Source organism: Allomuricauda sp. ARW1Y1 (assembly GCF_013407935.1).
In the GTDB taxonomy this organism is placed as follows: Bacteria; Bacteroidota; Bacteroidia; order Flavobacteriales; family Flavobacteriaceae; genus Flagellimonas.
Map to the genome: position 1 here is coordinate 178,031 of NZ_JACBZU010000003.1, position 15,304 is coordinate 193,334.

The window sequence follows — 15,304 nt, forward strand, 5'->3', positions numbered from 1 at the left end:
TTTCATTTCAAATAATCCCTCCCGCTTTTTATTGGGACAAAAGTTGTTGTTCGAGGGGTGGCTTCTGTTGTTGACATATTTTTTTTTCAAAACTTATTGAAATTCATTTACTTATAAAAGTACTTGGTTGCTTATAACTGCAGTACGTTAACAGACGCTATGAAAAAGACTAGGATTTTGGGGAAATTTCCAAGGAAAGGTTATGTGCGAACTTTTTTCGTCCTATCACTCCTATCCTTACTGGGTCTTATCACCACTCATTGTTCCCCAAGGTACTCCAATCTTGCCCCTCCTTTGGACGAATTTGAGGAATTCAGTGTAACGGGAAAGGATACCCTAATCAACGAAAAATGGTGGGAAACCTTTCAGGACGAGCAATTGAATGCGCTTATCGATAGTGCAATGCAGTCCAATTTGAACTTGGCAGCTACGTGGCAACAGTTTGTGGCATCAAGGGCGGTCATACGCACACAAGCTTCCAATAAGTGGCCGGCGATTGAAGCTTCTGCACAAACAGCCCGAACATTGCCCGAACCTGACTTCGTTGGTGGTGAGAATACGCAATTGGGTTTCTTATCCAGTTACGAGTTGGATGTGTGGGGAAGAATCGGAACAGCGGTCAACGCGGAAAAATTTAGATCGGAGGCCAGCTTTTTTGATTATCAGGCCATAGCCTTGTCCCTTTCCGCCGAAATAGCGATCACTTGGTACCAGTTGCTCGCCGCCAAGAAACAACTTCAAATTACCAAAGACCAGATCAAGACCAATGAGGCTATAATCAAATTGATTCGCTCACGTTTTGTGGGCGGACAGATTAGGGCTGTGGATATTTTAAGACAGGCCCAGCTCTTGGAAAGCACCAAGGAACAACAGATTATTTTTGAAACCAACGTCGCCCTTTTGGAGAATCAACTGGCAGTGCTGTTGGGCAAGCAGCCACAAGGTGTACTGCCTATGGAGGCAGCCAACTTACCCGAAATTCAGGAACTTCCAGACACCGGCCTACCATTGGATTTGGTACGTCGCAGGCCCGATTTGCGACAATCCTTCGCACTGCTGTTGGCCGCCGATAGGGATATGGCGTCAGCAGTGCAAAGCAAATATCCACGGATTTCATTAAGTGGGCGGGGACAGTTTCGTTCCAATAATTTTGAAAACCTCTTCGACAATTGGGCCTATTCCTTAACTGGAAACATTCTGGCACCCCTTTTTTATGGCGGACGTCTAAAGGCCGAGGCAGATAGGGCCACAGCCATTAAACAACAACGATTGTATGAATACGGGCAAGCTACACTAGTGGCTTTTAGGGAGGTGGAAGATGCCTTGGTACAGGATGTGAAACAAACCGAACGATTGGAAAATATCGCACGCCAATTGGAACTGGCCGAAAAAAGTAACAAACAGCTACGGGTCGAGTTCTTGAACGGTTTCAGTCCTTATTTGGATGTGCTTTTGGGATTGGACCAAGAACAACAACTGCGAAGGGATTATGTAGCGGCCCGATTGCAGCACGTACAAACCAGAATAGCGCTTCACCGTGCCCTAGCTGGGGGATTTGAAACGGGAAGGACCTTGGATGACGGAAACAGTAAACTAAACGAATTCTATGAGCAGTAAAAAACTGATTTTGATATGTTTGGCCATTTTGGTCGGGGGAATCTTGATTACCGTACTCATTTTTTCCACCGAGCCTGAAGCACAAAGTGAAGGAGCCAGCATTGAAACTGCCATCTTGGTCGATGTCGTGGAAGCCGAAAAGGGGACCTATGCCCCGACCATAGTGGCCACGGGTACGGTTCAGCCTGTGGAAGATGTTACCCTAAGCCCCTTGGTATCCGGCCAGATTATCCGCAGAGACCCGGCATTCACACCGGGCGGATTTGTAAAAAAAGGCGAGGTCCTACTACAAATAGACCCATCGGATTACCGAAATACTTTGGAACTCAGGAAAAGTGAACTATTGCAATCGGAAACCACCTTGGCCACCGAAATGGGGAGGCAGCAAATCGCTGAACAAGACCTACAGCTCATTACAAGGGACTCGCTATTTGGGAGTAATCCACTCTCGGAGGATGAAACCCAGTTGGTACTGCGCAAACCGCAATTAAATGCCGTAAAGGCTACTATCGAAGCTGCGAAAGCTTCGGTAAATCAAGCCCAATTGAATTTGGAAAGAACAACTATACGAGCACCCTTTGATGCCCATATCCTAAGTCAAAATGTGACCATAGGTTCGCAAGTGGCCCAGGGTGATGCTTTGGGAAGGATCGTAGGGACCGATAGTTACTGGGTTACGGCAACTGTGCCCATTTCCAGATTGCAATGGCTTCGATTTCCGGAATCCACCAATGACAAAGGCTCAATGGTTCATATCGAAAATCCTACCGCTTGGCCAAAGGATTCGCATAGGGAGGGGTATTTGGATAGGCAAATAGGTGCTTTGGATGCACAAACACGACTAGCTAGGGTTCTGGTCAGGGTAGACGACCCGTTGGCAACGTCTGAAGAACTTGAAGGTGCCCCAAAATTAATGATAGGAACCTTTGTGGAAGTGAACATTCAGGCAGATTCCATTCCCGATGTGGTGAGGCTCGACAGGGATCTGGTCCGAAGCAATCAAACAGCTTGGGTGATGAAGGACAGTCTTTTGGAGATACGCGAGTTGGATATCATCCTAACGGATAATCGCTATGCTTACGTGAGGTCAGGTTTGGAACAGGGGGACATGGTGGTAACCACCAATCTTAGCACGGTTTCCAATGGAATCGAACTTCGGACGAGGTCGGAAGAAAGCACTACGGGAAGCAATGATTAAAGAATTGATGTGATGGAAGAAGAAAAGAAAAAGAATCGAAAGGTGCGCAAGGAAGGCGCCATTGGTTATATGGCAAGGAATTCCATTGCCACCAATCTCTTGATGTTGATACTCCTTGGTGGCGGTATTTTCACCATGTACACCATTCAAAAGGAGGTGTTTCCCGAATTTCAACTGGATTTTGTGGATGTATCCGTTGCCTACCCCGGGGCTTCTCCCGCAGAAGTGGAGCAAGGGGTGCTGCAACCGGTGGAAGAGGCGGTACGAAGTGTTCAGGGTATCAAGGAAATTGTTTCGGAAGCAAGTGAAGGTTCAGGGCAGATCAGTATTGAATTGGTTGCTGGCTCCGAACGCATGAAGGCTTTTCAGGACATAGATCAAGCCATTAACCGAATCCGTACCTTTCCAGATGATATAGAACGTCCAGAGGTTAGTCTGAGGTCTAGACAAAGGGATGTCATCCAAATAGGGCTTTACGGTGATGCGGATATTTGGACACTCCGAGTACTGGCCGAACGTTTACGTACTCTGCTGCTCAACGATCCTTCCATTACCCAGGTGGAACTCAATAATGTGCCCGATTATGAGACACGGATAGAAATCACACGGAACAACCTACAAAAATACAACCTTACCCTTGGCCAAGTGGCCGACATTATCCGTCAAAGTAGCAACGATGTTCCTGCCGGGGCCGTCCAGACCCAAAGTGGGGAAATTCTCCTGAGGATGAAGGAACGCAAACAATGGGCGGACGAATACGGAAATATCACTATAGTTTCGGCACCCTCTGGAGCCAAGGTAAGTTTAAAGGACATTGCAACCATTACCGATGGATTTGAAGAGACCGGCTTTCATGGTCAATTTAACCAACAGAACTACGTAGAACTCCAAATTTTTAGGATTGGCGATCAATCCCCCCTGGAAATCGAGGATGCCGTTCTGGGCATTTTGAAAGATTATCAATTGCCACCGGGCATAAAGTTCCGAACGGATAGCAACCGCGCCTCCGATTATCGGGAGCGATTATCCTTGCTCACCGAAAATGGGGTGCTGGCCATTATCATTGTTTTGCTGATTTTGACCCTTTTCTTGGAATACCGATTGGCTTTTTGGGTGATGATGGGCATGACAGTTTCCTTTATAGGTGGAATGATATTCCTTCCCATGCTTGGAATAAGTGTCAATATGATATCCATGTTCGGCTTTTTGGTGGTTTTGGGAATTGTGGTGGATGATGCCATTGTAGTGGGAGAGAACGTTTATGAGTACCGTAAAAAAGGCTTAAGCCCAATGAAAGCGGCCATTGCAGGCACCAAAGACGTTTCCAAACCAGTGATTTTCAGTATCACAACAACCATAATAGCTTTTGTTCCCTTATTGTTTATGCCCGGAGAAACCGGGAAGTTTTGGCAACCACTACCTGTGGTCGTGATTGTAATTTTGGCCGTTTCATTACTGGAGGCACTCTTTATTTTACCTTCACACTTGGCCCACCTAAAAGAAGACACCAGTAAGAACAAATGGGTGCAAAAATTGGAAAAATGGCAAGGCTCGTTCGCTAACAGCTTCAACCAATTTATTGATAAACGTTATCGCCCTTTATTGGACAAATGCTTAAAGCATCGCTACATTACCCTTTGTAGTGCCATAGCCTTATTATTGATTGTGGGAGGATATGGTTATAGCGGACACATGGGGATGATTTTAATGCCCGAGGTGGCTGCCGACGAAATTGAGGCAGGAGTCCGTTTGCCCGTGGGAACAACGCCCGATCAAGCGGCAAAAGTGGCCCACGATATTTCCAATGCCACCCAGCGCATGTTCGAAGAACACAATTTGTATGAAGTTGCCGAAGGCATCAAGACCAACGTTCGCGGACAAAATTTTATCGATGTGGAAATTGTGATGTTGCCCCCAGACCAAAGGGATATCACCGCAGGAGAGGTTATTGCACTTTGGCGTGACAATATTGGGGACATTGAAGGGGTGGACCAGATTACGTTTGAAGCGGAAAGAGGTCCGGGAGGGGCAAGACAAGCTATTAGTGTCGACCTCAGTCATTCGGATATCAATGTACTGGAAAAGGCAAGTGAAGCCTTCGTGGAACGAATGGATGCTTTTGCCAACACCCGCGATGTTACTGATAATTACAACAAAGGAAAGCTCCAATACGATTTTAAGCTTTTACCCCAAGGACGTAACCTAGGCCTTACCTCAAACGAGGTGGGAAGACAGGTTAGGGATGGCTTTTTTGGAGCCTTGGCCATGAGGCAACTTCGCGGAATGGACGAAATCGAAGTCCGTGTGAAACTGCCCATGGAAGAACGCAAGGATATCCGAAATTTGGAAAACTTTTTGGTCCGGACACAGGATGGGGTAGAAGTTCCCTTAATGGACGTGGTTGAGGTAGAGCAACGGGAAGCCTTCACCAGTATCAATCGTAGGGATGGCCGTAGGGTGGTGAATGTGGGAATGGATACCGAGCCCGCTAATGCCGTGGGACGTGTGATTGCCAAAGTACAGGAAGAAACATTGCCCCAGCTCAGGGCCGATTTCCCAGGAATTACATGGACCTTTGAAGGAAGCCAAGCCGACATGCGGGAAAGTACAAGTACGCTCAAGGCGGGTTTTGCCATTGCCATGTTGTTGATTTATGCCTTGTTGGCCATTGCCTTTAGTAGCTATGTGCAACCCTTGATCGTGATGACAGCCATTCCCTTTGGGATTGTAGGGGCCGTTATCGGACATATTTTGTTGGGGTACGACCTTTCCTTGGTGAGTTTGATGGGAGTTATCGCCTTGTCCGGGGTTGTAGTAAACGACTCGTTGATTATGATCGATTACGCCAACAAGCGTCGTAAGGAAGGCGACCCGATTTATAAATCGATACATGAAGCGGGATTACGAAGGTTCCGACCCATCATTTTGACTACAATGACCACCTTTGGGGGACTGGCACCGATTATTTTGGAAACTTCCAGCCAAGCGTTTTACCTCATTCCCATGGCCATTTCCTTAGGCTTCGGGATTGTTTTTGCCACGGCCATCATCTTGGTCATTGTACCATGTCTCTATTTGGTTTTGGAAGATGCCCGTTTGGCGATTCAAAAAGGAAAGACCGTTGAAAAAGTGGATGTTTCGGAAACGGCTGTATCCTGATTTTTCATTTTCAAAAAATCTCCGATTGGAAATAAAAAGGTTGCGTATTTTAGTGGTATGCCGACCAAACAGTTTCATATCACCAAATCAACAGGGGAAAAGGTAGATTTTTCTATGGAGAAGCTGAAAAACTCATTGCAGTTCAGCGGTGCATCCAATGATATGGTGGAAGAAATTGTACAAAAAGTACAGGATGAACTCTATCACGGCATTACCACAAGGGAAATCTACAACCGTGCTTTTTCCCTATTGAAGAAAAAAGAGTCGGTTTACGCCTCCAAATACAAACTGAAGAAAGCTATTTATGAACTTGGGCCCACGGGTTTTCCCTTTGAAAAATTCATCAGCGGGATTCTGCATTATTCCGGTTTTGAAACGAAGGTCGGGGAAATCGTTCAAGGCACCTGTGTGTCCCACGAAATCGATGTTCTGGCCACAAAAAATAACATCCTAAATGTAATCGAGTGCAAATTCCACAGTGATGACGGGCTCAAATGTAATGTAAAGGTTCCGCTCTATATCAACTCCAGATATAATGATGTAAAGACGCCCTTGGAAAGTAATAAGGATAAGACATTTACCACAACCAAAGGTTGGGTGGTCACCAACACGCGGTTCAGCCAGGATGCTCTTGAATATGGAAAGTGTGCTGGACTGTATCTGTTGAGCTGGGACTATCCTCACGGTGACGGTCTTAAGGAACGGATAGATAGGCTACGGCTATATCCGATTACCGTTTCCACCTTACTTTCCAATCGAGAGAAACACTTTTTGTTGGAACGGGATGTTGTCCTTTGTCGTGAATTGGTCAAAAATGGATTCTTACTGGATCACTTAGGTGTTTCCAACGGACGAAAGCAACGGATTCTGAAAGAAATGAAATCCTTGTGTAATCTCTAGCCAATCGATGAAAACAGTACAAGTACATTTTTTGGGCGCATCAGGAACCGTTACCGGTTCCAAATTTTATCTGCACTCAGAGGATATCAAGGTTTTGGTGGATTGTGGTCTGTTCCAAGGCATAAAGGAACTGCGCCAGCAAAACTGGAGGCCCTTGCCCGTAGACCCCTCCGAAATGGATTATGTATTGTTAACTCACGGACATTTGGACCATTGCGGCTATTTGCCACTTTTGGTCCGTCAAGGATTTAGGGGAAAGATACTGGGAACAGCACCTACTTTGGAAATTGCACGGATTATATTGGAGGACAGTGCCAAAATTCAAGAGGAGGAAGCCAAAAAGGCAAATGAAGAAGCCTACAGCAAGCACGACCCTGCGCTTCCCTTGTATACCAAAACGGATGTTGGTCTCACCCTGAAACTTTTTGAACAGGTGGACGAAGGGGAAACCATCGACTTGTCAGATCAATGTTCCGTTAGGTTTTTGTACAATGGACATATCATTGGCTCTTGCTATTTGGAATTGAACCTACACGGAAAGTTGTTTGTGTTCTCCGGAGATGTGGGACGGCAACAAGATTTATTGCTCAACCCGCCCAAAAAACCCGAATGGGCAGATTACTTGTTCGTTGAAAGCACTTATGGGGATAGACTGCACCCCGAAGAGGATGTGGAGGGCATACTAACGGATTTGATCGAACAGACGCTTTACCAAAAAGGAACCCTCATCATACCTTCGTTTGCTGTGGAACGGCTGCAATCCCTCATGTATCAATTGTGGACATTGTACCAGAAAAACCGGATTCCCAACATTCCCATTTTTGTGGACAGTCCCATGGGAAACAATGTGTTGGAGGTTTTTAGACAATTTCCGGAGTGGCATAAACTTTCGTCTTCGGAGTACCGAAATATGTATCGTCATATAAATGTGGTGAGTTCTTACGCGGAAACCTGGGAAACCATTGACGACCCAAGACCCAAAATAGTAATTGCGGGCAGCGGTATGGTCACTGGTGGTCGGGTGCTCACCTACATCAAACAATTGGCAGATAAGGAGTCCACCACTATTTTACTGGTTGGTTTCCAAGCAGAGGAAACACGGGGAAGAAAGCTATTGGAAGGAGCAACCGAATTAAAAATCTACGGAAAATACATTCCAATCAAAGCGAAGGTCCACCATTTGGAAAGCTTGTCGGCCCACGCGGACCAATCGGAACTGTTGGCGTGGATGGGTAGCATAAAAAACGTTCCAGAAAAGGTGTTTTTGGTCCATGGCGAAGCCTCGGCCATGACCATTTATAAGGATAGGATTCACCAAGCATACGGCTGGGACTGTCATATTCCGAAACTCCACGAAATGGTTGAGATTATGCTTTAAAAGAAGCGTTACAGCTTCATACCATAGCTGAGGTCACCTGCATCCCCAAGACCGGGGACAATGTATCCCTTGCTGGTCAATCCCTCATCCACCGCAGCGATCCAAAGGTGAGTATCCTCAGGGAAAACGTCCTGTACTTTGGCCAAGCCATCTTTGGACCCGATAACCGATATGATATGGATTTGTTTTGGCGTTCCATGGCTCTTTAAGGCATCGAGTACATTTTCCAAGGTCCTTCCCGTGGCCAACATGGGGTCGGTAAGTACCAATATTTTTCCATCCAAGGAAGGTGCAGCAAAATATTTTACAATCACTTCAAAGGCATCATCATTGTTCGGATGATGTCGATATGCGGAGATAAATGCGTTTTCGGCCCCATCAAAATAACTCAAAATGCCATGGTGCAAGGGCAGCCCGGCACGAAGCACGGAACAGAGCACCAATTGGTCCGAACACAAGAAAGACGATTTGGTGCCTAGGGGAGTGGTCACCTCTTTTTGTGAATAATCTAGGCTTTTACTCAGTTCATAGGCCAAAATCTCACCAATACGTTCAATATTGCGGCGAAACCGCATAGGGTCTTTTTGTATGGTAACGTCCCTGATTTCGGCGATGAAGGTATTGAGAATGGAATGGGCTTGGTCGAATTGGTGAACGATCATAGTACGGCAATTGAATCCACCTAAAGGTAAACCTTGTCCGTTACATATGAAAATGCGAGGGGAATGGATAGAGAACAGTGGGTTAACTGATAAAGATCATTGGCGAAAAAGTGAAATTTTGGCGAAATTTGATAGGATGACCTGTGACATCAACAGGCTTGAATCTAATAGCGTACTATGGACTTTATTGATTATTACAAGGTTTTGGGAGTAGATAAAAAGGCATCTACCGAAGAGATTAAAAAGGCATACCGCAAACTGGCCCGAAAGTACCATCCGGACTTGAACCCTAATGATGTAGAGGCCGAAATGAACTTTAAAAGGGTGAACGAAGCCAATGAGGTGCTATCAGACTCGGATAAGCGGAAAAAATATGATGAATACGGTAAGGACTGGCAGCATGCGGAGGAGTTTGAAAAAGCAAAACGTGCGAGGTCGCAGCAGGCGAACCAAGGGGATTATGGAGGATATACCTATAGTTCGGGCGGTTCGGCCCAGGATTTTTCCGATTTTTTTGAATCCATGTTCGGGGGCAGGTCGGCCGGTTTTGGTGGCAGTGGACAACGCGTCCGATTTAGGGGACAAGACTACAATGCAGAGCTGAAATTGTCCCTTATGGATGTGTATACGACGCAAAAGCAGACCCTTACCGTAAATGGGAAGCATATCCGCTTGACCATTCCAGCGGGAATCGAGGATGGCCAGACCATCAAAATAGCAGGTCATGGAGGCCCAGGAGTGGAGGGCGGTCCTGCAGGTGACCTTTACATTACTTTTTCGATTGTCAACAACACCGATTTTAGGAGAGACGGAGCCAACCTTTACAAGACAGTGGAAATTCCTTTGACAAAAGCTGTTTTGGGCGGTGAAATCCAAGTGGAGACCTTAACGGGCAAGGTAAAATTGAAAGTAGCGCCCGGAACAGACAATGGTACCCAAGTCAAACTGAAAGGAAAGGGTTTTCCCAAGTATAAAAAGGAGGGGCAATTCGGTGACCTGTATTTGACCTATCAAGTAAAAGTCCCCAAAAATTTGACCGCAGAGCAAAAGGAGCTTTTTGAAGCATTGGAGAAAACCAACCTAAAATAAAAAGACATGAAAAAAGAAAACTACATATCCATAGAGACCTTTTGTGAGCTTCACGGGGTAGGGGAATCTTTTGTGTACTCCATGTACGAGTATGAGATTTTACAAATGAAAGATAAACCCGACAAAAGAATGCTTCATGTGGAAGAGCTTCCCGTATTGGAAAAAATGGTGCGTTTGCACAACGAGCTCGATATTAATCCCGAAGGGATACAGGCCATACATCATCTTTTGGGACAAGTGGAAAGTCTGCAAGAAGAAGTCGCTGCCCTGAAACGTAAATTGGATGCATTAAAATGATGGGGAAGTCCGTATGACCGTCGTCATAGGAATCTGAATATATGAAAGTTACCTTTAAAGGAACAGAAAAGGACCCATTGCGATTTCCATGGAAACCACCAAATTAATAATAGATCAATGCGTTCCTAAAAATATCATACGATGAAAAAAATATTGGTACCCGTCGATTTTTCAGATTTTTCCAAATACGCCCTTGAGGTTGCTTCCAAATTGGCGAAGCAGCATGGGAGTGGCATTGTTTTGCTTCATATGATCGGTATGTCCGATTCCGTATTGGCCAATTCCGAACTTGCGGAAGAGGCGGAGGCTAAATATTTTTTGAAACTGGCCAAGGATAAGATCAAGGAGTTGACCGGACAGAAATACCTTAAAGGTATCGCTGTGAATGCCATTATCCAAAACTATAAGGATTTTGAGGAGGTGAATAAGGTGGCCCAGGAACAAGATTGTGACTTGATCGTTATGGGCTCACATGGCGCAAGTGGTATACGGGAACTTTTTGTGGGCTCCAATACCGAAAAAGTGGTACGCTCTTCCGACCTACCTGTTATGGTCATCAAATCAAAACCAGAAGCGTTCCAGTTGCAACGCATTGTGATGGCCTGTGACCTTGATTTGGAGAACATTTCCGTTTACAAGAAGGCGGAACAATTTGCCGAAAGTAACGGAGCTTCTTTGGAAATGGTCTATGTGCACAGCGCTGGCGCCAATTTTATGGGTCGTGACGATGTGACGCAACGCTTGGAGGCCTTTAAGCAGGAATTGGGAAAGGACGTTAACATTAACTTTTACGACCATAATTCGGTGGAGAAAGGCATACTTCAATATTGTTTTGAAAAAAATGCCGATCTATTGGTCATTCCTACCCATGGTCGAAAGGGATTGGCCCGTTTCATCGTAGGCAGCTTGGCCGAAACGGTCTCCAATCATGCAAAAATTCCTGTGATGACCATCAGGATATGATCAATTGTCAAAAAGCAATTGCAATCGTCCCAAAAGAATGAGCTCCGATTTGTTGCTTCCGGCAAAGGCTGAAGCGATGGCCCGTGAAGTGGACATGGCCAAATCCTTAATCTCTTTGGTAAACAGGATTTTATGGTCCGTATAAAAGGCCTCAAATTCCTCGTATATCTCTTCACTTTCCTTGGTGTATTCCAATAGCCAGTCAAACACGGAAACAATCTGGAAGGCGGCATCCGTGCCGTACTCATCCTCAGCGTCATCTACTTCCAACCAATGGTCGCGCACCACCTCATTGAGTTTTTCCATCTCTTTCATGTGAACACTGTGGTCCGCCATGGCAATGGCGTAGAACAATTTTCCTAAATTTTGATACAATTCGTTCTGTAGATTTTTATCAGATTCCAACATTTTCTTAATTTTTAGTCCAAGTTTAAATATACCGATCTATTCGGTAGGGAAGCATGACCAAAATCAGTATTTTTAGTCTAAGTTTTGGAAAAGTTCGAAGAAAGTAACGTATTGGGCATGTTTTCGGAGGTCATCTCCGAAGGCATCCTTATTGTCAATGCCCAGCAACAGATAACGGCCAGTAACAAGGCGGCCAACAAAATGTTCAACTATAATGAAGGCGAGCTTTTGGGCCAGCCCTTGGACATCCTTATTCCCAAGCGCATCAAGCACAAACACGGGCAATTGGCCCATCGGTTTATGGGCGAGGGCAAGGCGAGGCAGATGGGAAAAGGACTGGATTTGGTGGGTATCCGTAAAGACGGGGAGGAATTTCCTTTGGAAATCAGCCTAAACCCTTTTAAGATGAAGGAACAGCACTATGTGCTGGCCTTGATCATGGATATCACCGAGAAAAAGAAAGCGGAGCAGACCATTGATTATTGGTTTCAGATTTTCGACGAGTCGCTGAACGAAATTTACGTTTTTGATGCTGAATCCTTCATTTTTATCAATGTAAACCAAGGGGCACAGCGCAATTTGGGCTATTCCATCCAAGAGCTTACCAACATGTCGGTAATGGATATCAAACCGGAAGTATCTGCAGAAGTAATGCAGCGGTTACTGTCTCCACTTATCGCAAAACGAAGGGAGAAGGTCATTTTTGAGTCCGTTCATCGGCGAAAGGATGGGACCCATTATCCTGTGGAGGTGCACTTGCAATTGTCCTATATTGAAAAGCGAAGGGTGGGTGTAGCCATAGTATTGGATATCACCGAACGTAAAAACTATACCCAACAGCTGGAAAACACCGTCGAGGAACGTACGGAGCAATTGCGGGAAGCATTGAAGGCAGAAAAAAAGTTAAACGAGCTCAAGACAAAGTTCCTTTCCTTGGTCTCGCATGAGTTCAAGACACCCTTGTCCAGCATACTTACCTCTACCTCCCTATTGACCAAATATACCACCACGGAACAGCAGGACAAACGCGATAAGCATATCGCTACCATTAAGTCCAAGGTGCGGTACCTCGACAATATTTTGACCGATTTCTTGTCCATTGAGCGTTTGGATTCTGGCAAAGTAAATTACGCCTTGACTTCATTTCCGTTAAGCAAATTGATCAATGAGGTGGTTTACGATGCCAATACCCTGCTCAAGGAGGGTCAACGCATACAATATCCCCAGAATATCGATGGTATAGTTATCGAGTTTGATGAAAAGATTATGGGGTTGGCACTTTCCAATCTGGTCCATAATGCCATAAAATATTCTCCTGAGGACAGCGATATCGAGCTAAAGGTACACCAAGAACGGGAACAATTAAAAATTGATGTTGTGGATCAGGGTCTTGGGGTTCCAGAGGAGGACCAACCCTTTATATTTGATCGATATTTTAGGGCCACCAACGTGCTTACGGTACAGGGCACTGGTATCGGACTCAACACGGTCCGGCAACATATGCACAACCTCAATGCTAACGTAACGTTTAAGAGTGAAATTGGGCGAGGCTCGACCTTCACTCTCCACATACCAATAAATAACAAGGAAAATGAAAAAGATCTTACTGGTTGAAGATGACACCTCGCTACGCGAAAATGTGGCCGAACTGTTGGAATTGTCCGGTTTTGAAGTTTGTACGGCATCCAATGGGCTCATAGCTGTGGACATGGCCAAAAAGGAAGTTCCCGATTTGGTACTCTGTGATATTATGATGCCCGAACTGGATGGGTATGGCGTCCTTGAGGAACTGTCCTCCCATGAAAGTACACGGAAAATTCCGTTCATTTTTGTTTCCGCCAAAACAGAAAAACAGGATGTTCGCCGAGGAATGAACCTAGGTGCGGACGATTATTTGACCAAACCTTTTGAGGAAGAGGAACTGCTGTCTGCCATCGAATGTCGACTGGAGAAGGCCAAACAGATGAACACCGTGCTCCAGGAACACCCTAAACAGGCAAAAGAAGACGAAATCCGTTCCCTGAACGAATTGAAGAATTTTTTTGATGACCACGGGGAATTGTTGTCCTACAAAAAGGACGAGACCATCTACAATAAAGGTGACCACTCCAATATGGTATACCTTATCCTGAAAGGGGTGGTGAAAAGTTGCAGTTTGGATGAAGAGGGTAAGGAATTGATCACCTCAATTTATTCGGCAGATGATTTTTTGGGCTTTACCTCCCTGACCGATCACTTGCCTTATCAAGAATATACCATAGCCATGGAAGATGTGGAACTTGCAGGAATTTCCAAGGAAAAAGTAAAGGGCATTTTGGAAGACAACAGGAGCGTGACCTTGGAATTGATGGATGTAATAACCGGAAACCTGACCGACATCAAAAAGCAATTGTTGCAAATGGCCTACAGTTCGGTAAGGAAGAAAACGGCCCAGACCCTTTTGCTCTTTTCCAAGGCCATTAATAGGGATAAGGACGGTGCCCTTAAAATAGCCCGTAGCGACTTGGCGGGTGTGGCCGGTATTGCCACCGAAAGCCTTATCCGTACACTTTCCGATTTTAAGAACGAAGGACTCATCGCCATAGAAAACCGCACCATTTCAGTAATCGACAGGGAGGCATTGGCACGTGTAAATTGAAAAAATCGGTCATGATGGGGCGTAAGTGATATTTATCATTCCATTATTTTTTGTGAATGTCCATATTGCGCCATCAATTCATGACAGATGAAGAATATTCTGGTCCCAACCGATTTTTCGGAGAATTCCGTTCGGGCGCTAAAGTATGCCCAAATGCTGTTCGATTCCGAAGAATGTAACTTTTATATCCTATATGTCGGTACCCTTCTGGACACGAAGAACGATGCTGAAACCATGCAGTACGGTAATGGTGATTCCGATAATACCAAAAGAAAACTTACCGATTTGGTAAAAGATACCAGGGCACATAGTGCCGAGGCCAATCATTTCTTTTTTCCATTGCACGAGTACGGTTTTTTTATCCCAACGATCAAAAAACATTTGGACGAACAAAACATTGATCTAATTGTCATGGGTACCAAAGGGGCATCGGGTATCAAGGAAAAAGTGATCGGCACGAATACCGGGGATGTGATTACCAAGGTGCAGTGCAATACCCTTGTGGTTCCTGAGCAAGTTGAACTTTCCAAACCCCGCGAAATTGCCTTTCCAACCGATTTGAACATCTTCTACTCCTTGAAAATGCTTCGGCCCATGATTGAAATGGTGCAATTGGGCAAGTCAAAGTTTCGAATTATGCATGCACTGCAGGCAGGCGACCATCTGAACGAGGAACAAAAGAACAACAAGGAGTACCTTTTGGATTTTATGAAGGAAACCTTTCCAGAGAGCCACAGCTTTCATACCATAACCAACAAAAAGGTAAAGTCGGCCATTCAGTGTTTTGTGGAGAGCCGGGAAATCGATATGATGTTCATGGTGGCCAAGAACCTGAATTTTATCCAACAGATCCTGTTCGATTCCATTGTGGAGCAAATCAGTTTTCACACCAAGATTCCATTCTATGTAATCCACGAATAGTACATTGGAAAAAAAATCGTCCAATCTGATGTAAATCATAGATAATCAGCAACGGAACGGGTAGCTTTGATACT

The 15,304-nt window shown here is 45.2% G+C and carries 13 protein-coding genes; 11 read left to right on the forward strand and 2 right to left on the reverse strand.

Annotation, left to right across the window (positions count from 1 at the left end):
• Positions 1 to 159 precede the first annotated feature (159 nt).
• Genes GGE08_RS09770 through GGE08_RS09790 form a run of 5 tightly spaced genes read left to right on the forward strand, consistent with a single transcriptional unit; the run spans position 160 to position 8,252 of the window.
• The gene (locus tag GGE08_RS09770; protein WP_179384708.1) at positions 160 to 1,617 is read left to right on the forward strand and encodes an efflux transporter outer membrane subunit; all 1,458 of its coding nucleotides are present in this window, start codon (positions 160 to 162) and stop codon (positions 1,615 to 1,617) included.
• Positions 1,607 to 2,815 carry an efflux RND transporter periplasmic adaptor subunit gene (locus GGE08_RS09775; RefSeq protein ID WP_179384709.1) on the forward strand — a complete coding sequence of 403 codons (1,209 nt, stop codon included), beginning with the start codon at positions 1,607 to 1,609 and terminating at the stop codon, positions 2,813 to 2,815. The genes GGE08_RS09770 and GGE08_RS09775 overlap by 11 nt, the downstream gene beginning before the upstream one ends.
• Positions 2,816 to 2,827: 12 nt before the next feature.
• Positions 2,828 to 5,974, forward strand: coding sequence for an efflux RND transporter permease subunit (locus tag GGE08_RS09780; RefSeq protein WP_179384710.1), 3,147 nt, complete (start codon positions 2,828 to 2,830; stop codon positions 5,972 to 5,974).
• 57 nt (positions 5,975 to 6,031) lie between these two features.
• Positions 6,032 to 6,874, forward strand: a complete 843-nt coding sequence (locus GGE08_RS09785; protein ID WP_179384711.1) for an ATP cone domain-containing protein — start codon at positions 6,032 to 6,034, stop codon at positions 6,872 to 6,874.
• 7 nt (positions 6,875 to 6,881) lie between these two features.
• The gene (locus GGE08_RS09790) at positions 6,882 to 8,252 is read left to right on the forward strand and encodes an MBL fold metallo-hydrolase RNA specificity domain-containing protein (protein ID WP_179384712.1); all 1,371 of its coding nucleotides are present in this window, start codon (positions 6,882 to 6,884) and stop codon (positions 8,250 to 8,252) included.
• 8 nt (positions 8,253 to 8,260) lie between these two features.
• On the opposite strand, the gene upp is transcribed toward GGE08_RS09790, so the two are convergent.
• On the reverse strand, positions 8,261 to 8,914 hold the full coding sequence (gene upp, locus GGE08_RS09795; protein ID WP_179384713.1) for a uracil phosphoribosyltransferase: 654 nt from the start codon (positions 8,912 to 8,914) through the stop codon (positions 8,261 to 8,263).
• A 177-nt stretch (positions 8,915 to 9,091) separates the two neighbouring features.
• Between upp and GGE08_RS09800 the strand changes: the two genes are divergently transcribed.
• The 3 genes from GGE08_RS09800 (at position 9,092) to GGE08_RS09810 (ending at position 11,263) form a co-directional block, all read left to right on the forward strand.
• Positions 9,092 to 10,003: a DnaJ C-terminal domain-containing protein gene (locus GGE08_RS09800; protein WP_179384714.1), complete on the forward strand. Its 912-nt coding sequence runs from the start codon at positions 9,092 to 9,094 to the stop codon at positions 10,001 to 10,003.
• Between the two features lie 6 nt (positions 10,004 to 10,009).
• Entirely contained in the window at positions 10,010 to 10,300 is a 291-nt protein-coding gene (locus GGE08_RS09805; RefSeq protein WP_179384715.1) for a chaperone modulator CbpM, read from the forward strand.
• 141 nt (positions 10,301 to 10,441) lie between these two features.
• Positions 10,442 to 11,263, forward strand: coding sequence for a universal stress protein (locus GGE08_RS09810; RefSeq protein ID WP_179384716.1), 822 nt, complete (start codon positions 10,442 to 10,444; stop codon positions 11,261 to 11,263).
• Here GGE08_RS09810 and GGE08_RS09815 read toward each other — a convergent pair whose 3' ends face one another.
• Positions 11,264 to 11,671, reverse strand: a complete 408-nt coding sequence (locus GGE08_RS09815; protein WP_179384717.1) for a hypothetical protein — start codon at positions 11,669 to 11,671, stop codon at positions 11,264 to 11,266.
• Between the two features lie 84 nt (positions 11,672 to 11,755).
• Here GGE08_RS09815 and GGE08_RS09820 point away from each other — a divergent pair, with 84 nt between their 5' ends.
• The 3 genes from GGE08_RS09820 (at position 11,756) to GGE08_RS09830 (ending at position 15,230) form a co-directional block, all read left to right on the forward strand.
• Positions 11,756 to 13,285: a PAS domain S-box protein gene (locus GGE08_RS09820; RefSeq protein WP_306456989.1), complete on the forward strand. Its 1,530-nt coding sequence runs from the start codon at positions 11,756 to 11,758 to the stop codon at positions 13,283 to 13,285.
• Complete coding sequence (locus GGE08_RS09825; RefSeq protein WP_179384718.1) at positions 13,263 to 14,309, forward strand: response regulator; 1,047 nt, start codon at positions 13,263 to 13,265, stop codon at positions 14,307 to 14,309. The genes GGE08_RS09820 and GGE08_RS09825 overlap by 23 nt, the downstream gene beginning before the upstream one ends.
• An 87-nt stretch (positions 14,310 to 14,396) precedes the next feature.
• Positions 14,397 to 15,230 (forward strand): universal stress protein, encoded by an 834-nt coding sequence (locus GGE08_RS09830; RefSeq protein WP_179384719.1) that lies wholly within the window; start codon positions 14,397 to 14,399, stop codon positions 15,228 to 15,230.
• Positions 15,231 to 15,304 lie beyond the last annotated feature (74 nt).